The sequence below is a fragment of the Phaeobacter sp. genome (assembly GCF_022825805.1).
GTDB lineage: Bacteria > Pseudomonadota > Alphaproteobacteria > Rhodobacterales > Rhodobacteraceae > Phaeobacter.
Map to the genome: position 1 here is coordinate 1 of NZ_JAJDWC010000014.1, position 18,846 is coordinate 18,846.

Here is an 18,846-nt window from a genome sequence, read left to right on the forward strand (position 1 = left end):
ACCTGCGCCAAAATCTCTACGCGGTTCAACTCGCGCTCGCTCATCATCACCCATCCCATATCGGCTCTTCCTCACATCGTTTTGCGAGGAGTGTGACACTTCTGAATTGCTCACGGGTGACATTATCGCTTTGCGGCTACACGAACATCTCGGATATGCATGATTATGTGGTTGTCTATGCCAAACGCTCAAAGGAGGATAAGAAGGACCCAGCAGGCTGGCAAAGACGTCTCATAGCGATGTCTGATGGACAATCATCGAACTATGGAAACTCTGATGGTGATGAGAGGGGGCTTTGGACAGACGCAGACTATACCTGCGCAAAGACTGCCAAAGAAAGGCCAAACTTATACTATGCCATTGAAAACCCCAACACTGGTGAAATGGTTTGGCCATCGAAGTCCCGAGTTTGGGCGTTTGAAGAGGACACACACAAACAGAACGTGAAAGATCGACTGGTTTGGTGGCCCGCGACTAGGAGTAAGCCTCGCATCAAAACCTTCTTGGGCAAGGGGGAACAAGTCGGTTCTGTTCCGGGGACATGGTGGCCGAGAGGTACTGTTGGTGACAACCAAAGTGCAAAGAGTGAGCTGACAGACATCTTCGGCGTCGTTCCAGATGGGTTTCATACACCCAAACCGGTGCGGCTATACAAAGAAATAGGTCAAGTTTCAGACAACTTGCTGCGGCGTTTTCTTGTGCGCGCCTGTCATTCGTCCTGCGCCGTCGCGCCCTCTTGGTCGGTTGCGGTGCGGAACCAATCCAGCAATGCAGCCAGTGCTGTATCCCCAGATGTCTTATCCCTCGACGCCTTATCCCCAGCCACCTTACCCCCTGGCACCTCATCCCCCGACGCAACCCCTACTGATGCGGTGGGCCCGGTGCGCAAGGGCCGATGTTGTAGATAAAATGACACGTCACGGTCGCGCACCACCGGATCCAGGCGGATCACCTCCCCCGATTGCAGCGCGTCGTCGACCAACCCGCGCCAGCCCAGCGCAAGCCCCTCGCCGCGCCGCACCGCTTGTAGCATGAACGGATAGGCATCAAACACCGCACCCGCCACCACATGCGGTGCCGCCACACCTGCGGCGCGAAACCAATCCGCCCAGGTCAGAAACCCGGAATCCCCCACATCAAAATGTAAAAACAGATCTGCGGACAAGGCCGCGATATCGCTTTGGACAAAAGGGTGTGATCGCAGAAAATCCGGGCTGCAAATCGGAAAAACCTCAGAACGAAACAGAGGAAAGCTGGGCCGCTCGGGCATCTGTTCAGGATCCCAGACAACGGCCACATCCAGACGGCTGAGATCGATATCCCCCAGCTGGTCGGTCGTCATCACCCGCACCCGCCCCGGAGCCACACAACGGCGCAGATCAGAAAACCGTGGCATAAGCCATTGTTCTGCAAACCCGAAGGTACAGGCCAACGTCACGTCCTGAGGATCCGGCGCAGCGGAGATCTGGCTCCACACCTGATCGACATGACCAAACCCAAGCGCAATCGCCTTCGCCAGCTGTCGCGCCGCAGCGGTCGGGGCAATCTGGTTGTTGTTGCGACCAAAAAGCGGCTGCCCCAATCGCCCCTCAAGCGTGCGAATATGCCGGGACACCGCAGGCTGGCTCATTCCCAGTTCACGCGCCGCCAAAGACAGGTTGCCATGTCGCACAGCAACCTCCAGCACCAGCAGCGCATTGAGAGATCCAGATATCGGTCGCACAGAATATACCATAACTTTTTCTTAGGGAGCCCATAGCCACAATGCCAGTGTTTATTACGCCGCTCAGCCCGTAGCCTCGAACGCAAAGTCATTCGCCCAGCGCCTGAGGTTTTGCCATGTCACACCGCCCCCTCGCCCACATTCGTGTTCTGGATTTTGGCCACTACCTGGCGGGTCCCCTCGTCGGCATGATGCTGGCGGATATGGGGGCCGAGGTGATCCGGATCACCCCACCTGGCGGCACCGGCTTTGACGGCCCGGCGTTTGATATGTTGTCGCGCGGCAAACAAACGCTCGAGCTGGATCTGAAGACCACCCAGGGGCGCGAGACTGCACTCGCCCTGGCCGAACGCAGCGATGTGGTGATTGAAAACTTCCGCCCCGGTGTGATGCAACGCCTGGGCCTTGGCCCCCAGGATCTGCGCGCGGTTAATAATCAACTGGTTTATCTGTCGCTACCGGGGTTTGCCTCCACCGATCCGGATTTGGCCCAACTGCCCGCCTGGGAAGCGGTGATTGCAGCCTACACCGGGCAGTTCACCGACATGGGACTGAACCGCAGACTGATGGGCATCAACCCGTCGTTTTCACCGCTCGCTCTGGCCTCTGCTTATGGGGCCAGTTTTGGCGCCATGTCGGTGCTGTTTGCCCTGACCGCGCGCGACACAAACGGCGGTGATCATATCGAAGTGCCGCTGGCCACCGCACTGCTCGAAGGTCTGGTCTACAATTGCGAACAAATCGAAGATTACCCGGACCGCTACAAATCCCCCCGCGAGCTCGAGATTGACCGCCGCTTGGCGGAGGGGCTGCCGCTCAACCTCGCCTTTGCCGAATTGTCTGAATTCCTTGATCCGTTTTATCGCACCTACACCTGTGCCGACGGTCGCGGCTTCTATGTGGTCAGCGGCTCGGTCGCCAGCCACCCCCGGCGCGTTCTGGAAACCCTCGGGCTGCAGGAGCTGCTGGCGGATCTGCCTGATTTCTCGGCCTATCTGGACAGTCCGGATTGGCCCGCGGACTGGTCATTGCGCAACTATCCGGTTGGCCCCGCAGACCGGACACGCCTGTCCGATGCGATGAAAGCGGCATTCCTGACCAAACCCGCCCATGAATGGGAGGCCCTGTTTGGCGCCGCCAAAGCGCCCGCCACGGCGCAACGATACACGGCTGAATGGCTGCATGACCCCCATGCGCTGGCCTCCGGGCTCATTCTGCCGGTCGATGATCCTGTTCACGGCGCGATGCAACAGATGGGCAATGTCGCTTGGCTCTCCTCTGATCAGGGTGCCACGCAAAAAACACCCGCCCGCCCCGCAGACCTGACCCAACTGCTGAAAGCCCCGGTGCGCGAGGGGGCCGCGACAACCGGTAGTGCCGGCTGGCTGGATGGGCTGCGCGTGCTGGATCTGACCAATGTGATTGCAGGCCCGACCATCGGCTCCACGCTTGCACGCTTTGGGGCACAGGTGACATTGGTACAGCCGGTCGAACCCTCGGTTGATCCCTGGAACACCGTTGTTTTTGGCATCCATGCCCAACGTGGCAAAGACAGCATTCTGCTGAACCTGCGCAGCGCTGCCGGACAGGACGCCCTCGCCAAACTGATTGCCGAGGCAGACATCATCACGATGAACGGCACGGATGCGCAACGCGATCAGCTCGGTCTGACGCAAGAGCGTTTGCAGGCCATCAACCCACGCCTGATTCTGGTGCAGCTGGATGCCTTCGGCGGCCCTCGCCGTGGGCCAAAATCAGACCATCTGGGCTATGATGATCTGGCCCAGGCGGCCACCGGGGTGATGATGCGCTTTGGCGGCGGTATGGACACGCCGGAAGAGCACGCCCATTTCGGCACCATCGATGTGCTGACCGGGTTTTGCGCCTGCGTGGCCCTGGGCGGGGCGCTGCAGGACCTGCACATCACAGGCCAGGGCAGCATTGCGCGCGCCTCTCTGGCAGCGGCCGGAAACCTGATCCAGGCGCAATTCATGTATGACCACAAATCCCGCGCGCCATTCGATGAACCCTCCGGTCGTGAGGTTTTGGGATGGGGTCCGTTCTATCATTGCTATGAGGCAAGCGACGGGTGGTTCTTCTTTGCCGCCCCTAAGGAACAGCGCGAGATGCTGACCCGTCATGCAGAGCTCGCCGATCTGGCCGACACCCCAGAGGCGGATTTGCAGGCCGCCCTTGCAGATCGCTTTGCGACCCAACCGCTGCAGCATTGGCAAACCATGTTTCAACGCTCGTCAACGGCTGCGGTCCCGCTTTCCTCGCTGCATGAAACGCGCGACGCCGCGCTGCAATTGGAAAGCGAAGGCGACATCGATCTGTCACAGGCCACATTCCGCGTCATCCGTCATGACAAGCACCCGATGGGGCGCTGGTGTGATCTGGTCGCCCCAAATGCCGTGCGGCCACAACAGGGCAGAATCACCATACCCGGCCCGATGCCGAAATACGGCGCCCACACCCGCGAGATCCTGCAACGGTTGGGATACAGCGACACGCAGATCACCGAAATGATCGACCGCGGCGATGCGGGCACCAGTTGGTCTGATCGCTATCTGCCGATCTGATAGGCCGTTCTGACAGGCCGTTCTGCTAAACCCTTATAGCAGGCTGTTCTATTCGACGGGCCATCGTCCCTGCGGCGTCTTGGCCCGTCGCCTGCATATATTTTTGCTCGCAATATCTGTGATTTGGCCATAGGCAGTGTCTATGTGGCGTCTTTGGTCCAAAAAGCTGGCTTTGCCCTCCTGGCAATTGCTCCCTGTGCTCACCCTTGTGGTCGGGCTCATTGGGATTGGCTTTGGGCATCGGATCAACACGGCGGAGACCTCGCCAGAGTTCACCGCCTTCCTCGCCGCAGGCGGATCCCTTGCGGATCTATGCGCTGAGGACACCGACAGCCACCACGGGACCATGTCTCAGTGTGAGGCCTGCCGACTGGTGAGCGCCGCGCTCCTGCCGGAGCATCCCCAAAACGCCGCACTGGCATTGATCCAGCGCCCGGCACCGCAGCACCCGGCACCCGTTCTGGTGGTCGCCCGTGCTGCCTTGGATCTGTCCCACCCGACGCGAGCCCCTCCACGCCTGTGATCTGTTCAACCTGATCACCCAATAATCCGGCCCCCGATCCACATCGGAGGGCCTGCATAAGGCATGGAGCCACCGCAATGACACACTCAACATCTGCTGCGCAGCCCTCTTTGGGTGCGCAAAAACTCTACTATGCCGCCTGGCGCTGGCATTTCTACACGGGCCTCATCGTTCTCCCGTTCCTGGCTGCACTGGCGCTGACGGGCATGGCGATGCTTTGGATCGCCTGGATTGACGGGCGCGACGGGGAACGCACCGCCGTTCTCCCACAAGAGCACAGTATGGCCGTCTCCGCTCAGGCAGAGGCCGCACTCAGCGCAATTCCCGGCGGGGATCTGCGCCAATATGTTGCGCCCCGATCCGACGATCTCGCCGCGCTCTTCCGCGTCGATCACGACGGCGAAGCCACCATGGTCGCCGTCGACCCCTACACCGCCGAGGTGATCGAAACCTTCCCCCGGCGCACGGGCTGGTACGATTTTGCCGACGCGTTGCACGGCAATCTGATGCTCGGCGTCACCGGCGACCGGATGCTGGAAACGGCAGCCTCGCTCACATTGGTGCTGATCGCCACAGGTTTGTACATGTGGTGGCCCAAACGCATTGGCTGGCGCAAGGCCACGGTGCCAACCGTCCAGCCCGTCAGCAGCCGGGCAAGTTGGAAATCGCTCCACGGGGTTGTTGGTTTGTGGACCAGCCTGTTCCTCGCAGCGTTTCTGATTTCGGGACTGGCCTGGGCCGGTATCTGGGGCGGCAAAATGGTCCAAGCCTGGAGCCAGTTTCCTGCAGAAAAATGGGATGCTGTCCCGCTCTCTGACCTGACCCACGCCGCGCTGGACCACGACCGCCGCGAGGTGCCATGGGCCTTGGAACAGACCCCGCTGCCCGCCTCCGGCAGCACAGCAGGCACCGATGGGATACGCACAGGCAGCGTGACAATCGACACCGTGGATGCCCTGGCCCGCGACATCGGCTTTACCGGACGCTACCAGATGAGCCTGCCGCAAACGCCAACCGGCGTCTGGACCCTGAGCCGTGATTCCATGAGCACGGACAGCCTTGATCCAACCTCGGATCGAACCGCGCACATCGACCAGTACAGCGGCAAGATCCTGGCTGATGTCCGCTTCGAAGACTATTCCTGGGCAGGCAAAGCAATGGCGGTCGGCATCGCCCTGCATATGGGCACATTGGGGCTTTGGTCCGTACTGGCCAACACCGCGATCTGCCTGGGGGTTCTGTTCCTCTGCGCCAGCGCCGTCATTTTGTGGTGGAAACGACGCCCCGCAGGCGCCGGGCGCCTGGCCGCACCACCGATGCCCAAAGAGCTGCCCGTCTGGCGCGGTGCGCTGCTTGTTGGTCTGACGGTCGCGATGGCCTTCCCGATGGCCGGGCTGGCCCTGCTGACCGTTTTGCTGCTGGACACCGTTGTGCTGTCACAGCTGCCTTGGCTGCGCGCCCGGCTGACCTGAACCATGTTCCCTGCGCGATGGCCAAGATGCTGTCGCGCAGGGTCACTGATCACTCAGATACCGTGGTTAGGACGTGGTGGTCCGACATCGCGTTTCAGACGTGATCGCTCACATACGGCACCACGGCGCTGACGACAGATCAAACATCCAACCCGGACAGGCTGGCTGACATGCGCCCGATCAACGCGTCGTCCTGCCCACCAATCAAGATGTAGCGATAGCCGTTCTGATCCCACAATGCGGTGCTCAACCCTTCCATACGGCGCAGCTCCGGTGCTTTGTCCACAGGGTCGCTGGCCCGCATGATGCACAGCGCCAAAGGCTCTCCTGTGCTGGTCAGAAACGCCAACTGAATCAGCGGCTTCCCCTTGAAGCTGAGAATCTGCGAGCGCGCGAATTTTACCTCGGGAAACACCTCCAGCTTGTCGATGGCGATGGATTTGCCAATCGAAGCGCTGACGCGATCCAACTGCGCCTGTTTCTCCGCAGTCGACAAATCAATATGCGCCAGCGTGCTGTTGGAATAAAGCGCCTGATACGCCGCCACATACTCCGCCCAGCCCTGTCGCGCCGGGTTGACCACGCTGCCAAGCGCGAAGCCGATCACCAAAGCCGCCGCAACCGCCCCGCCCGCGGCCCCGACCCATAGCCCACGGAGACGGCCGAACCGTGACCCTGGTCCAGCCAACGGTCCACCCAGCGTTGCGCTGTCCCCTGCAGCGAGGGCGCGTGCCCCAGCAGAGGCATGTTCCAAAACGGCAGGATCCGGCTGCAAGCCCGCAAAACTCTCTGCCAGCATCGCGCGGTCCAGATCCAGCGCCTCAAGACGTTTGGCCAAAGCAGGATCGCTCTCCAACGCAGAGGCGATCGCCTCCATCGGAGCAAACTCCTCCTCGCCATCGAGGAATGCGGTCAGTTCTTCGTCGGTGAAAAATCTATCTCGCATCGCGCTCTTTCTCCTCTGCGCGGAACTTGTTCGACAAGGTCGCCCGCGCGGCCGCAAGGCGGCTCATCACTGTGCCGATGGGCACATCCAGAATCATGGCAGCATCCCGGTAGCTGTACCCTTCGACATAGACCAAAATCACCGTATGGCGCTGTGCTTCCGGTAGGTGAAGGACACTTTGTAGCAGCTCTCGGCGCTGTTGCTGCATTTCAGCGTTCTGCGTCGGATCGACAATATCTGCGACCTCAATGCCGATCAGACCATTGCCGCGCCGCACCTTTTGCTTGCGGATTTCACTCACCCACAGGTTATGGGCAATCCGAAACACCCAACGGTCCAGATGGCCATCGGCCGAAAACTGATCCGCCCGTTCCATCGCCCGCAGACAGGCCGCCTGGGCCAGATCATCCGCCTCGGCCCTGGCTCCCGTCAGGCTCAGCGCATAGCGCCAAACCCGCGGGAACACCTGGGCCAGGCCTTCTCTCACCGCGGCGTCCTGCGACGTTGGATTGAAGAATGAAACCAAAGGCACGCCCCTATTTTGATTGAGCCGTCAAATACGCAATCAGGTTGTCGATATCGCTCTGTTTCTTCAACCCAGGAAATGCCATGCGATTGCCAGGCACCACCTCGCGCGGGGCGCTGAGAAACGCCGCCAGCGTCGCGTCATCCCAAACCAGCCCGGACTGGGCGAGAGCATCGGAATAGCGAAACCCCTCAACCGCTCCTGCAGGCGCATCGACAATGCCAAACAGCGATGGTCCGACCCTGTTTTTGCCTTCCTTCACGGTATGGCAGGCTTTGCATTTCTTGAAGACGGATTTCCCGGCCTTCACATCCCCAGCAGCCAGGGCCGCCCCAGGCAGGGACAGCGACAGCAAGCCAGCCAGTGAAAGAGACCATAGCGCCGCCCGCGCCAAACCGCGAAACACGCCAGGACGCTGGGAAACGGTCACATCCGCGCTCATTTTTGAAACACCATCCGAACCGTCACCGGCACCGCACGGGTGATGCTGTCCAGGCTCGCCAGCTCTTGCAGAACGTCCAGACCCGGATCAATGCCCAGATCATAGGTCGACAGCATGATGAAATCAGCCGTGGTCACCAGCACGCGATCCTCGCCGAGGCGGGCCACCAACATGTCAGCGTCGATATCTGCTTCCGCTCCGGCAAATTGCAACACACCCTCGAATGCACTCAGCGCGGTATCACCCACCGCGAGACTGTCGAAATCCGCCAGATCCACGGTTCCACTCAGCACCGCTGTGGGCGCTGCAGCCTTGAAAATATGCTCGACCATCCGTTCGTTGCGAATGTCGATATTGGTCTCCACAGAGCCCAGATCGATAGAGACGGTGACGGTGCCATTTTCGCCAACGGTGCCATCGACCTTGGTGAAATGATGCACCTCGCCGATTTCATTTGCCTTGATCGAGCCAAAGGCGACGCTGGACATGGCGTCCACGGATTTCCACACACTATGGCCACCGGCAAATGCGGCGCTTGCGGACAGCAGGCAGGCCACGGCACATCCCAAGACTGTTTTCATCAAGTTTCTCCCTCTTTTCCGGGACAACGGCGTCCCTACCAAAGACAACGCCTCAGCTCCGAAAACTATCTGAACTTTTTTTATTCACGGTTTTGGGCAGCGATGGATCCCTGCCACCGGCGGCCATAGGCCCTGCCAGCCGGGTGGAGCATTCCAGCCAGGCTGAGAATTACTGACCCAGGAAATCAGAATTACTGATTTGCCCGCGACGGCTGCGCCCGCAATTGTTGCCCCGTCCCTTCAGGAATGCACCAATGTATGATGATCTGCCCTCACCACAGCGTCACCGTGACCCAGGTCTGCAGACCTGCAGTTTCACCTTTATCTGCCCGCACCAGCACAACAGCCTGGCGATCCACGCCTGTCAGGATCTCTTGGATGCGGCCAACACGCTTGCGGGGCAGCCGCTTTACCGGATGACGCTCAGCCATCGGCTGGATCGCCTCTGGTCGCTGGACCTGAAGAACCGCAATCGCACATTGGTGCTGCTGGGCTCCAGCTCTGAACGTTGGCAGGTCAGCGCCAACACCCGCAGCATTCTGCGGCGCAAACTGCCGTCAGCCCATCGCATCGGTGTGGTGGGTGGCGCCGCCTTCTTGCTGCCGGGGGTGCCGGGGCTGAAAGACAAAGAGGTGGTTGCTCACCCACGACTGGCGATCGCGGCGCGCGAAGATGGCATTCCGCTGGCCGCCACATCAGATCCCGCCTGGGTCCATGGCCGCCTGCACAGCGCGGTCAGCGGCATTGCCGCGCTGCATATGATCCTTGATATGATGGCGCAGGATCACGGCACGTTTTTCAGCCAAACGGTGGCAGCAGACATCGGGTTGGTGCGCGATGGAATGGGCAACCAGCTGTCGCTGTTTCACCGGTTCAGCCGGATGGCAGAGGGGCATGATCTGGTGCTGCGCGGGCTTGCATTGATGCGCGCCCATATCGAAGAGCCGATGTCTGCGCGCCAACTGGCCGCGCGCCTTGCGATTTCCCCACGACAGTTGGAGCGCAGTTTTCGCAACAAACTGGATCAAAGCCCGATGGCCGCCTATCGCGGTCTGCGGTTGGAACACGCGCGTCAGTTGCTGACCCAAACCGATCTGCCGCTGATCCAGGTCAGCCTTGCCAGCGGATTTTCCGCAACCTCCACCCTCTCGCACTGGTATCGCGCGTGCTACGGCGAGTTGCCTGGCGACACGCGCAAACGGCGCTACTGCGGCGCAGCCGGATGATAGCGCGCTGCCACATCTGTCCGCGGCAACGCACCTTGCAAGCAGCCCATCAGCGACCGCTCGTTAGTGGGCGGCCATCAACAACCGCCCCTTAGTGATCGCTGTTCAACAGCTGCCGCCCTTTGTCCAGGAACCCCTGATATTCCGACGCCGGCACCAGACTGCCGCCCGTGGCCCACATGACATGGCAGGCCTGTTCCGTTTTCTGCGCCAACCCCTGCTCTGCAAGATAGCGCTGCCCTTCGGCGCTGTTGTAGATCATTGCCGGACCACCCAGACAGGCGGCAGCCGATGGCTCCAGTTGCAGCGCCGCGTGCTCCTGCGCCAGGGCGAGCCAGCGGAACAGATCCGTGTCCCGGACGGTGTAGACCCCGCTCAACAAGGGTTGCATGACCGCCGCAACAAACTGGCTGACCTCCGCAACCGCCATGCCATCGGCTTCGGTCTTGTTGGTCAGCCCCACGTCATAGACGGTAACCACCTGCTCCAGACCTGCCGCCAACTGCACCAACGCGCAGGGCGACTGCGCAGGCTCGACAAAGAAACAATGCGCGTGATCGCCAAACACCTGTTTCAGCCCATAGGCCACACCACCCGGCGCCCCGCCAATCCCGCAGGGCAGATACAGAAACAAGGGATGATCCGCATCCACCGGGATCTGCCGGGCCTGCAATTGATCCCGCAATTCGGCCGCTGCCGCCGCATATCCAAAAAACAGCAATTCGGAGCGTTCATCATCGACAAAGTAAATCGACGGATCCGCTGCCGCTGCTGCGCGGGCCGCCGCGACGGCCTTGCCGTAATCAGCCGGGTGTTGAACCACCTCGACCCCGTGTTGGCGCAGACGCGCGACTTTCCACGCCTTGGCGTCAGAAGACATATGGACCACCGCCCGAAACCCAAGCCCCCGCGCGGCCAAACCAACGCTCAGCCCCAGATTTCCCGTTGATCCCACAGCGATAGTATAGTCTGCAAACCGCGCTTGGACGGCGCCATCGGCCAAGGCCTCTGGGCCATCATCGGGCCCGATCAGGCCCAGCGCGCGGGCCAGCGACAGCCCATGCAAACAGACCTCATAAATCCCACCACGTGCCTTGACTGATCCGGCAACGGGCAGCGCATGATCCCCTTTCACAAAGAAACGGCCAACCGCGCCCGCGTCCATTGCCCGCGCCAAAGTGTCGACCTCAATCAGGTCTGACGCGATCACGCCTCCGCTCTGGGCCAGTTCGGGAAAACAACGCTGCAACAGGGGCGCCAGCGCCCGCCAATTGTCTTCGGCCTGCAAAACCTGTGCCGGGCTGACCGGAACCTCGGCCTGCCCAACCGGCCCCAATTTCGGATTGATCCATAGCAGCGGTTCCAGATCCCGCAGCCGCTGCAACACTCTGTCAGTCATCAAAATATCCTATTCATTTGCATCATAACCTGCCGTGTTTCTGCGGCGGCTTCACCCCCAAAACGCCCCATCTGCCCGGTTGTGGCTGCGCACGGGGCTGCCCGGCCATTCACAGAAAAACCCTGCCGTGGTGAACACCCGGCAGGGTCTTGCAACAGACGCAAGTCGCGCCTGTAGCGGGCGTATTGCTAGGCTGGGTAGGCAGGATAGGCCGCGCACAGCTGCGCCACCTGGGCGCGGCAACGCGCAACCGTCGCCTCGGTCTCCTGCGCGGCCTCGGCCTCCACCAGATCAGCAATCATCTCGCCAAGCGCGACAAACTCCTCAGCTCCCATGCCCCGCGTGGTTGCCGCCCCCGTGCCCAAGCGCAGGCCGACCCACTCTGGCGGGCGCGGACTGTCCTGCGGGATCGCATTCTTGTTTGCCGTGATATTGGCCTGCTCCAGCACCGTTTCCGCGCGTTTGCCGGTGATGCCCTTCGGGCTCAAATCCACCAGCACGAGATGCGTGTCGGTGCCACCGGATACAATCCGCAGACCACGCGCCTGCAGGGTCTCCGCCAGGATTGCCGCATTGGCAGTGACCTGCGCGGCATACTCCCGGAACGCCGGGCTCTGCGCTTCGCCCAGACAGATGGCTTTGGCGGCCAGAACCTGGCTGTGGATCGATCCCTGCACCCCCGGAAAGACCGCAGATTGCAGTTTCTTGAACCACTCTTCGGTGTTGGTGAGGATCAACCCACCGCGCGGACCGCGCAAGGTTTTTGTGGTGGTACAGGTAACGATATCAGCGTGGGGAAAGGGCGATGGATGCGCCCCACCGGCAACCAGCCCGGCAATATGTGCCATATCCACGTGAAACCAGGCACCGACCTGTTTCGCGATGGCGCTGATCCGGGCAAAATCGATCTGACGAGGATAAGCCGAACCGCCCGCAATAATCAGCTTGGGACGGATTTCCTGCGCCTGACGTTCCAGCGCGTCATAATCAATGACCTCGCTTTCAGCGTCCACACCATAGTGAAAAGGCTCAAACCAGCGGCCCGACAGATTGGCCTTCAGCCCATGGCTCAGATGACCGCCCGCCGCCAGATCCAGGGACAGCACCCGATCGCCGGGCTTCAGCAGCAGAAAGAAGACCGCCAGGTTGGCCTGGCTGCCCGAATGCGGCTGCACATTGGCATAGTCACAGCCAAACACCGCTTTGGCGCGTTCAATCGCTGCGGTCTCGACCACGTCGACAAACCGGCCACCGCCATGGAACCGGTTGCCCGGATAGCCCTCCAGCGTCTTGTTTGTCATCTCATGACCAAGCGCATCCAGCACGGCACGGCTGACGATGTTTTCCGAGGCAATCAGCTCGATCTGATCCTGCTGACGCTGTTTTTCCTGCCCCAAAGCCGCGGCCACAAGCGGGTCGGCCTGTGCAACGGGTTGGGTGAAATGCTGTGACATGACGGCTCCTCCGCATCACAAATTGAACTGGGCCGAACATGCGATCCGGGGCCTGTTCACAGCAAATCAGTATTGCTATAACTTTGCCGTAGAAAAACTAAGGCATTGATCATGGCGCTTGTTCCCCTTCGCCCAAAAGGTCCGCATCTGAACGCTCTGCGCGCCTTCGAAGCCGCGGCCCGGCTGGGCAGTTTCACCGCCGCAGCGGACGAGTTGTCGGTGACCCCCGGCGCTGTCACCCAGCACATCAAATCATTGGAGGCCTGGGCCGAAGCACCGCTGTTCATCCGCAATGCCCGCGGCGTGGTGCTCACCCCGCTGGCACAGGAGCTGTTGCCGGGCTTCACCCGCGCCTTTGATCACCTGGGCGCGGCGGTTCAGGATCTGCGCACCAAGGCCGCCCCCGAGAAGATCAAACTGGCCGCCCTGCCCGCCATCGCGCAGCTCTGGCTGCCCCCCCGGTTGAGCCAATTGCGCAAGGCCGCGCCTGACCTCGCAATCTCGGTTGTTGCGCTGGACACGCCGCCCAATTTGGCGCGTGAACCCTTTGATTTGACGATCTTCTACAGCACCGACCCGCTTGGCCCGCACAGGATGGACATCTGCCGTGACAGGATCTTTCCGGTCTGCGCGCCAGAGGTGGCGCAGGGCCTCAATCAGATCAGCGACCTCAAAAACGCCACGCTGCTGCATGATGGTGCCTGGACCGATGACTGGGACATGTGGCTGTCAGCCCAGCCCGGTGGTCAGGACGTGCCCAGATCGGGCACTGTTCATTCGCTGTTTTCGGTGGCGCTGGAGGAAGCCCGCCATGGTGGTGGCGTGCTGATTGCCCATGAGGCGCTGGTTCAGCCCATGCTCGACCGAGGAGAGCTGCAACGCCCCTTTGCAGCCAGCCTCGATCTGCAAGCGCGCATTGTGCTGGAAACCACCCCGGCCTTTGCCCGCACCTCAACCTACGAACAAATCCGCGCCCACCTGCTGCCCCCAACTGTTGCCACAGGACCAACCGCGCACGACGCGCCCTGACACAGGATGGCCCCGATCCACGACAGGTACGGCCCGCGATAGTTATGGCCAGCGCCAGGTACGGCCCGTGACAGTCATGGCCCGCGATGATGACATGCGGTGATGACATGCTGTGATGAATGGCGATCTTCAGCGGGGCCGTGACACCGCCGCGACATACATCAGGATCAGCTCTCGCTCACAGGTGATGTCCAACTTGCTGTAGATCCGGCGTTTGTGGTTTTTGATCGTACCGGGCGAGCGCTGCAGTGTCTCGGCAATCCGCTGGCTGCTCTCCCCCTGCAGGACCAGCCGCACGATGTCACGCTCCCGCGGGGTCAGCCTGATCTGATCCGCCCAGATGTCGAAGGTATCGGCCTGCAGACCAGATACATCGCGTTGCTGCGAGGCGGGTGTCCAGATGTACCTGTCTGTGACGCCAAACGCCTCGGCAATCGCGGTGCAGAGCTGCGGTTGCGTTTCGCCCTGCTGATCCTGCCACTCGCTGGTCAGCCAAATTGTCTGCCCGGTGCGGCTCGTGGCGCGCATGGGACGACCGAATGAGGGCGAGCCAGACACCTCTCCCGACAGGATCATGGCGCGGATATGCTGCCGATAAAGAGCCGCTGCAACGGGATAAACCTCGCGCAGCTGGTCAACCTCACGGTGGGAGAACACGCCCCGCCGTCGGTTGAGAAACACAGCAATCGCATCAGTCCCGAGCGGCGGCAGAAACACGCCCAGCTCATCGCTCACCCCGATCTGGGGCAGAAACACATCCCGGTATTGGGTGCAGTGCTTGCCGTCCGCCGCGACCTCCTGCAGCCAGACAACACCGGGACATTGGGTTGCGCACCAATATCGAACATAGGGATCCGCCGACACAAATGTCTCCAGATACAGCTCGGCCAGATGCGCCGGAAAACTGTGGGAGTGGATCAGGAAAGCTGGCGCATTTTGGGTGGAATACCGCGCCATGGTGGTGAAATCATGCTCGACCACCGCGCCCAGCATATCGGCAAGCCGCTTTTCAAACGCCAAGGTCCCGATGGCATCAACAACAGCCGGGAGTGTGTTCAACAGCGTCACAGTGACCTCGCCAGTATCCTCCACAGATGCGCATCCCACAGGTCAATATGCGGCAAAAGCTGCCGCCTTGAGGCGCAGATAATAGGGCAGATGATGCTCCAGATATGCCATCATTCTCGGCTCCCCGCGGGCCTGTTCAAAAAATCGTCGCTCTTGTGCCAGGATGTCATCCAACGTCAGCGGCCGGATCGAGGTGGACGCGCCGACATCATTGTGCCAGCCCCCGACCTGCTCCCAGTCTTTTGGCGGCCCACCCTGCCAGTCGAACGCGGTTTCTGAAAACGGCAATCCGATTTTGTCCCACATCGCAGCCAACGCCCTGCGTGCATCGCCGCGCACAGCCTCCGCTTCGATGACAACCGGATCCTGCCCCGCCCGCTTCAGCGCATCATAGTGACGCCACTGCGCTTCGATGCCGATCTCATCCAGCGTCACCTCAGGGTCCAGTTTGAAGTACGACGGGATCGCGGCCATCGGATTGCGGATCAGAAAACAATTGGTCAGCCGCGCGGCAAACACCTCGTCCTCCAGGATGGTTGGCATCACGTAATAGCTCATATCCTTGAAAAACACCGGCCGCGCCTCGGCGCGCGCAAGCAGCATGTCGCGAATGCCCTCATAGGAGTGCGGATGATCCTCCTGCACCTCGAAATGCGGCATCTCCCGGACGCTGCGATTGACGTAATAGTCATACATGAACGGCTCATGCGCGCAGTCCAGATCACCCCGTTCGCGCATCACACGTTCCAGAGCCGTGGACATCGAACGCGGATGAGACCAAAGCGCAATGATCTGGTGCATGGTGGAATCTCCCTCTGGCTTGCACCACACAGTTCCACAAAACCCAACCGCGCCAATGATGCCTAAAGGCACCATAGGCCCAGCGCAGCACGGTTTCCAAGCCAAGCGCGCCGATGTCGCCCGCCCGCAGGCAGGATCGGTGCAATCACTTTGGGAGCACGGCTGGTTCTGCGGTTCGTAAACCGGAGGAGCGATCAGACATCGCGGGAGGGGTGCAGCAACTTGGCCAGCATCCGAAAGGCCAGAGCCCAAATCAACAGGCACTCAATCCAACGCAGCAGCTTTATCAGCGATGTTAGGGGTAAGTGGCGGACCGAGGAGGATTCGAACCCCCGACCCCTTGATTCGTAGTCAAGTACTCTATCCAGCTGAGCTATCGGTCCACTGCGCCGGGGTTTACTGGGACTGGCGCAGGGGCGCAACCCCAAAAACCCGAAAACCTGCGGCTTTTGTCATTTCCCGGCTGCGGCGGTCAGATCAAGGTAGAATGCAGGTCGGATCGAGCCTGGGATTTCCCGCCAGCACTTGGGCCGCAATGGCATGGGGCAACACCCTGCAGAAACGTCAGATCGCGCCGTCCCCTTTGGGCAGGCAGATGTCAAACACCGTTCCCTCTTCGCCCGTGCTGCGCAGAACCACCATGCCGCCATGGCCGCGCGCCAATTCGTCGGCAATGGCAAGGCCAAGGCCGGTGCCCCCCTTGCGAATACCGCCCTGAAACGGGGTGAAGAGGTTTTCACGCGCCTTGATGGGTAGGCCCGGGCCACTGTCGGCCACTGAAATCCACCAACTGTCGCCATCCTCACGGGCATCGATCATGATCTGCCCGGCCTTGCCCGTGGCCTCGATCGCCTGGCGGGCATTGCGCACCAGGTTCATCATGATGCGAAACAACTGCTCCGGGTCCGCACGCAGACGCATATCCGGCGGCACCCCATTGGCAAAACTGACCAAGGCCTTGTCACGCCCCGCTAACCCTTCGCTTTCAAAGATATCTTCGACCTGATCGTAAAGCGCCACATGGCCAAAGGTCGGTGCCGGTTCTTCGGCGCGGCCAAAGGCCAGCGTGCCCTCACAGAGCGACACCGCGCGGGTGATGGAATTCACCAGCTTGGGCGCCAGCCTGCGCACCAGAGGGTCCTCGCTCATCTCGATCCGGTCGGTGAACAGCTGCGCGGAGGTCAGGATATTGCGCAGATCATGGCTGACCTTGGCCACGGCCCCACCCAGCTGCGCCAGCCGTTCGCGTTGTTTCAGCGCCTGGGTCAGTTCGGTCTGCAGCTTCATCAGCGCCTCTTCGGCCTCACGCAGCTCTGCCACGCCTGCGCTGGGATGAATGATACCACGGGCGTCTTCTGGCGCCGCCGCATAGCGCTGCATATAGCCGATCACCCCTTTGATCGGCTTCACCATGAACCGGCGCACTGCCGCAAACAGCAACACCGCCGTGAAAATCGAGATGACCGCGGACAGGATCAGGATCCGCACGCCATAATCGATCATCGCCGCGCGCAGCCCCTGAGTTTCGATGGTGATTTCAATCAGCAGCCCGGCATCCCGCACCGGCGCGCCGATCACGCGGATGATTTCATTGTCCGGTGTGATCAGCCGCCCCATGGCCTCGCCAATCAGCGTGAAGGGGCTGCTGTTGCGCAGATCATAAGTGCCTGCAATGGGCGATGGGATCGGCGAAGACAGCACCAACTGGCGCACTTCGTCGCGGCGCAACACCACGTTAAAGACCCCTGCGTTTTCCAGCAGCTCGGCCTCCAGCTCGGTTTCCAGCATGTCATCAGCCAACAGCGCCAGCGAGGCGATCTGCGCCCGCTCCAACCGGTCAGAGAGGTAATCCAGCCGAAATCGGGCAATGGACGGAACGAAGATCAGGATTTCCGCCAGCATGACGAAAACCGTGGTCAGGATCAGGAATCGGCCTGATAAGGTATTGAGCATTCCGCCCCTTCCGGCATTACGGGAGCCAGCGCTGCACAAAGCGCACCACTTGTTTCACCCTTGGACTATCAAAAAGACGCGGCGAGAAATAGGCCCCCGCAACACGTTTGTTGATCTCGGAAATTGTCGGATAGGGCGCGACCATGGCCGCGACCTGGCTCATCTTCATGTTGTTGGCGATGGCCATGGACCACAGCGACATCAATTCACCCGCCTGATGGCCCACAGCGGACACGCCGACCGGGCGGCCCTTCACCACCATCACCTTGATCAGGCCGGTGCTGTGACGCTCGGCCAAGGCGCGGTCGTTGTGGTGATAGTCAAAGCGCGCCACTTCCATCTTGTCGCCGTGCTGCGCACGGGCCTGCGCCTCGGTGAGACCGACCTGCGCCAGCTCCGGCGCAGTATAGGTCGCCCAGGGAATGTGATTGGTCTTGGCTTTGGAGGGCAGGCCAAACAGGATGGATTTGATGATCACTCCAGCATGATAGCCCGCCACATGGGTAAACTGCAGCCCGCCTGCCACATCGCCAATGGCATAGACCCGGCGATTGCTGCTGCGCAGGCTGTCATCAACGACCACCCCGGCGCGATTGTGGCGGATGCCTGCGGCCTCCAGGTTCAGTTTGTCGATGTTCGCTTTGCGCCCGGCCGCGATCAACAGATGGCTGCCTTCGAAGATGCGGCCATCCTGCGTGGTGACGCGAACGCCGCCGCTCTCGGTCTGGCTGATGTGATCGGCAGGCGCCTGATCGACAATGTCGATGCCTTCGTCGCGCATCTGCTGTAGCACGATTTCGGCCAGCTCCGGGTCATCCTTGCCCAGCGCCTTGGCGCCTTCGATCACGGTAACCGCACAGCCCAGGCGGCGATGCGCCTGTGCCATCTCCATACCGATGGGGCCACCGCCAATGATCAGCAGGTGCTCGGGCCGCTCTCGCAGATCAAACAGGGTTTCATTGGTAACATAGGGCACATCGTCCAGGCCGTTGATCGGCGGCACGAATGGCGATGACCCAGTGGCAATCACAATCCGGCGCGCCGTGATGCGAAACGGGCCAGCCTCGACCACCTTCTCGTCGACAAAGGCACCGTATTCGCGGATCACCCGGACACCAAAC

16 protein-coding genes and 1 tRNA gene are annotated in these 18,846 nt (G+C 61.0%); 5 read left to right on the forward strand and 12 right to left on the reverse strand.

The genetic code is table 11. The annotated features are described in order from the left end of the window. Positions 1 to 709: 709 nt before the first annotated feature. On the reverse strand, positions 710 to 1,735 hold the full coding sequence (locus Q0C28_RS00955) for a LysR family transcriptional regulator (RefSeq protein ID WP_293572775.1): 1,026 nt from the start codon (positions 1,733 to 1,735) through the stop codon (positions 710 to 712). A 104-nt stretch (positions 1,736 to 1,839) separates the two neighbouring features. On the opposite strand from Q0C28_RS00955, the gene Q0C28_RS00960 reads away from it, so the two are divergent. The 3 genes from Q0C28_RS00960 to Q0C28_RS00970 all read left to right on the forward strand — a co-directional run bounded on the left by Q0C28_RS00960 (position 1,840) and on the right by Q0C28_RS00970 (position 6,300). Continuing rightward, positions 1,840 to 4,305 (forward strand): CoA transferase, encoded by a 2,466-nt coding sequence (locus Q0C28_RS00960; RefSeq protein WP_293572776.1) that lies wholly within the window; start codon positions 1,840 to 1,842, stop codon positions 4,303 to 4,305. Between the two features lie 142 nt (positions 4,306 to 4,447). Continuing rightward, complete coding sequence (locus tag Q0C28_RS00965; RefSeq protein WP_293572777.1) at positions 4,448 to 4,828, forward strand: hypothetical protein; 381 nt, start codon at positions 4,448 to 4,450, stop codon at positions 4,826 to 4,828. Positions 4,829 to 4,905: 77 nt separating this feature from the next. Next, positions 4,906 to 6,300, forward strand: coding sequence for a PepSY domain-containing protein (locus Q0C28_RS00970; protein WP_293572778.1), 1,395 nt, complete (start codon positions 4,906 to 4,908; stop codon positions 6,298 to 6,300). Positions 6,301 to 6,439: 139 nt separating this feature from the next. Here the strand turns inward: Q0C28_RS00970 and Q0C28_RS00975 are convergent, their stop codons facing one another. The 4 genes from Q0C28_RS00975 to Q0C28_RS00990 are packed head-to-tail and all read right to left on the reverse strand — an operon-like array spanning position 6,440 to position 8,795. Beyond that, positions 6,440 to 7,246 (reverse strand): hypothetical protein, encoded by an 807-nt coding sequence (locus Q0C28_RS00975; protein WP_293572779.1) that lies wholly within the window; start codon positions 7,244 to 7,246, stop codon positions 6,440 to 6,442. Beyond that, positions 7,236 to 7,733 carry an RNA polymerase sigma factor gene (locus tag Q0C28_RS00980; RefSeq protein ID WP_293572780.1) on the reverse strand — a complete coding sequence of 166 codons (498 nt, stop codon included), beginning with the start codon at positions 7,731 to 7,733 and terminating at the stop codon, positions 7,236 to 7,238. Before Q0C28_RS00980 ends, Q0C28_RS00975 begins: the two co-directional genes overlap by 11 nt. 49 nt (positions 7,734 to 7,782) lie before the next feature. Further along, positions 7,783 to 8,214 (reverse strand): cytochrome c family protein, encoded by a 432-nt coding sequence (locus tag Q0C28_RS00985; protein WP_293572781.1) that lies wholly within the window; start codon positions 8,212 to 8,214, stop codon positions 7,783 to 7,785. Then, the gene (locus tag Q0C28_RS00990) at positions 8,211 to 8,795 is read right to left on the reverse strand and encodes a YceI family protein (protein WP_293572782.1); all 585 of its coding nucleotides are present in this window, start codon (positions 8,793 to 8,795) and stop codon (positions 8,211 to 8,213) included. The genes Q0C28_RS00985 and Q0C28_RS00990 overlap by 4 nt, the downstream gene beginning before the upstream one ends. A 254-nt stretch (positions 8,796 to 9,049) precedes the next feature. On the opposite strand from Q0C28_RS00990, the gene Q0C28_RS00995 reads away from it, so the two are divergent. Beyond that, positions 9,050 to 10,021 (forward strand): helix-turn-helix domain-containing protein, encoded by a 972-nt coding sequence (locus Q0C28_RS00995; RefSeq protein WP_293572783.1) that lies wholly within the window; start codon positions 9,050 to 9,052, stop codon positions 10,019 to 10,021. Between the two features lie 91 nt (positions 10,022 to 10,112). Here the strand turns inward: Q0C28_RS00995 and Q0C28_RS01000 are convergent, their stop codons facing one another. Further along, on the reverse strand, positions 10,113 to 11,420 hold the full coding sequence (locus tag Q0C28_RS01000; RefSeq protein ID WP_293572784.1) for a D-serine ammonia-lyase: 1,308 nt from the start codon (positions 11,418 to 11,420) through the stop codon (positions 10,113 to 10,115). Between the two features lie 188 nt (positions 11,421 to 11,608). Further along, complete coding sequence (gene glyA / locus Q0C28_RS01005; protein ID WP_293572785.1) at positions 11,609 to 12,874, reverse strand: serine hydroxymethyltransferase; 1,266 nt, start codon at positions 12,872 to 12,874, stop codon at positions 11,609 to 11,611. Between the two features lie 111 nt (positions 12,875 to 12,985). Here glyA and Q0C28_RS01010 point away from each other — a divergent pair, with 111 nt between their 5' ends. Then, the gene (locus Q0C28_RS01010; protein WP_293572786.1) at positions 12,986 to 13,903 is read left to right on the forward strand and encodes a LysR family transcriptional regulator; all 918 of its coding nucleotides are present in this window, start codon (positions 12,986 to 12,988) and stop codon (positions 13,901 to 13,903) included. A gap of 129 nt (positions 13,904 to 14,032) precedes the next feature. On the opposite strand, the gene Q0C28_RS01015 is transcribed toward Q0C28_RS01010, so the two are convergent. From Q0C28_RS01015 to Q0C28_RS01035, 5 genes are all read right to left on the reverse strand, one after another. Next, positions 14,033 to 14,995, reverse strand: a complete 963-nt coding sequence (locus Q0C28_RS01015; RefSeq protein ID WP_293572787.1) for a LuxR C-terminal-related transcriptional regulator — start codon at positions 14,993 to 14,995, stop codon at positions 14,033 to 14,035. Between the two features lie 18 nt (positions 14,996 to 15,013). Further along, the gene (locus Q0C28_RS01020) at positions 15,014 to 15,772 is read right to left on the reverse strand and encodes a hypothetical protein (protein WP_293572788.1); all 759 of its coding nucleotides are present in this window, start codon (positions 15,770 to 15,772) and stop codon (positions 15,014 to 15,016) included. A gap of 306 nt (positions 15,773 to 16,078) precedes the next feature. Then, positions 16,079 to 16,155: transfer RNA gene (locus tag Q0C28_RS01025), tRNA-Arg, on the reverse strand. A 181-nt stretch (positions 16,156 to 16,336) separates the two neighbouring features. Beyond that, the gene (locus Q0C28_RS01030; protein WP_293572789.1) at positions 16,337 to 17,725 is read right to left on the reverse strand and encodes a HAMP domain-containing sensor histidine kinase; all 1,389 of its coding nucleotides are present in this window, start codon (positions 17,723 to 17,725) and stop codon (positions 16,337 to 16,339) included. Positions 17,726 to 17,741: 16 nt separating this feature from the next. Next, a partial coding sequence (locus Q0C28_RS01035) for an FAD-dependent oxidoreductase (protein ID WP_293572790.1) occupies positions 17,742 to 18,846 on the reverse strand: 1,105 nt, incomplete at its 5' end.

What these genes read in the sequence shown, in the direction of transcription:
- Q0C28_RS00955 (WP_293572775.1), bottom strand. Translation starts at nt 1,735, where the DNA reads ATGGTATATTCTGTGCGACCGATATCTGGATCTCTCAATGCGCTGCTG.
- Q0C28_RS00960 (WP_293572776.1), top strand. Translation starts at nt 1,840, where the DNA reads ATGTCACACCGCCCCCTCGCCCACATTCGTGTTCTGGATTTTGGCCAC.
- Q0C28_RS00965 (WP_293572777.1), top strand. Translation starts at nt 4,448, where the DNA reads ATGTGGCGTCTTTGGTCCAAAAAGCTGGCTTTGCCCTCCTGGCAATTG.
- Q0C28_RS00970 (WP_293572778.1), top strand. Translation starts at nt 4,906, where the DNA reads ATGACACACTCAACATCTGCTGCGCAGCCCTCTTTGGGTGCGCAAAAA.
- Q0C28_RS00975 (WP_293572779.1), bottom strand. Translation starts at nt 7,246, where the DNA reads ATGCGAGATAGATTTTTCACCGACGAAGAACTGACCGCATTCCTCGAT.
- Q0C28_RS00985 (WP_293572781.1), bottom strand. Translation starts at nt 8,214, where the DNA reads ATGAGCGCGGATGTGACCGTTTCCCAGCGTCCTGGCGTGTTTCGCGGT.
- Q0C28_RS00990 (WP_293572782.1), bottom strand. Translation starts at nt 8,795, where the DNA reads ATGAAAACAGTCTTGGGATGTGCCGTGGCCTGCCTGCTGTCCGCAAGC.
- Q0C28_RS00995 (WP_293572783.1), top strand. Translation starts at nt 9,050, where the DNA reads ATGTATGATGATCTGCCCTCACCACAGCGTCACCGTGACCCAGGTCTG.
- Q0C28_RS01000 (WP_293572784.1), bottom strand. Translation starts at nt 11,420, where the DNA reads ATGACTGACAGAGTGTTGCAGCGGCTGCGGGATCTGGAACCGCTGCTA.
- glyA (WP_293572785.1), bottom strand. Translation starts at nt 12,874, where the DNA reads ATGTCACAGCATTTCACCCAACCCGTTGCACAGGCCGACCCGCTTGTG.
- Q0C28_RS01010 (WP_293572786.1), top strand. Translation starts at nt 12,986, where the DNA reads ATGGCGCTTGTTCCCCTTCGCCCAAAAGGTCCGCATCTGAACGCTCTG.
- Q0C28_RS01020 (WP_293572788.1), bottom strand. Translation starts at nt 15,772, where the DNA reads ATGCACCAGATCATTGCGCTTTGGTCTCATCCGCGTTCGATGTCCACG.
- Q0C28_RS01030 (WP_293572789.1), bottom strand. Translation starts at nt 17,725, where the DNA reads ATGCTCAATACCTTATCAGGCCGATTCCTGATCCTGACCACGGTTTTC.